Below are 496 nucleotides of genomic sequence, written 5' to 3'. Positions count from 1 at the left end.
CGCTTACCACTTTGTGATTCATGACTGGGGTGAAGTCGTAACAAGGTAACCGTAGGGGAACCTGCGGTTGGATCACCTCCTTACCGAACGATAGTAGTTTTTGTTGCAGTGCTCACACAGATTGTCTGATAAAAGAAGAGACGGTATCGGCATAGGCTTGTAGCTCAGGTGGTTAGAGCGCACCCCTGATAAGGGTGAGGTCGGTGGTTCAAGTCCACTCAGGCCTACCAATTCTGATACCTTTATGGGGCTATAGCTCAGCTGGGAGAGCGCCTGCCTTGCACGCAGGAGGTCAGCGGTTCGATCCCGCTTAGCTCCACCATTCCTCTTCACATCCCTTTATTTCAGACTGCATTGGGGCAACCGAATGCAGTGTGAAATAATGGCTCTTTAACAATCCGGAACAAGCTGAAAATTTGAAACACTCAGTATCTGTCGTGACGACGGTATTGAGGAGTCTCTCAAAACTCCAGTCCGAAGACACCTTCGGGTTGTG

1 protein-coding gene, 2 tRNA genes and 1 rRNA gene are annotated in these 496 nt (G+C 49.8%); 3 read left to right on the top strand and 1 reads right to left on the bottom strand.

What is annotated here, in order from left to right:
• The 3 genes from PSI23_RS21990 to PSI23_RS21980 all read left to right on the top strand — a co-directional run.
• Positions 1-83: ribosomal RNA gene (locus PSI23_RS21990) — 16S ribosomal RNA — on the top strand; the annotation flags it as partial.
• 70 nt (positions 84-153) lie between these two features.
• Positions 154-230, top strand: a tRNA-Ile gene (locus PSI23_RS21985).
• Between the two features lie 16 nt (positions 231-246).
• A tRNA-Ala gene (locus PSI23_RS21980) sits at positions 247-322 on the top strand.
• Here PSI23_RS21980 and PSI23_RS21975 read toward each other — a convergent pair.
• Positions 311-496, bottom strand: a 186-nt coding sequence (locus tag PSI23_RS21975) for a hypothetical protein (protein ID WP_273557041.1), incomplete at its 5' end; no start/stop codon positions are given. The two genes, PSI23_RS21980 and PSI23_RS21975, sit on opposite strands and share 12 nt — an antisense overlap.

Origin of the sequence: Xenorhabdus yunnanensis (genome assembly GCF_028598805.1) — a bacterium.
In the GTDB taxonomy this organism is placed as follows: Bacteria; Pseudomonadota; Gammaproteobacteria; order Enterobacterales; family Enterobacteriaceae; genus Xenorhabdus; species Xenorhabdus yunnanensis.
This window is presented reverse-complemented; position numbering and strand designations above follow the sequence as displayed.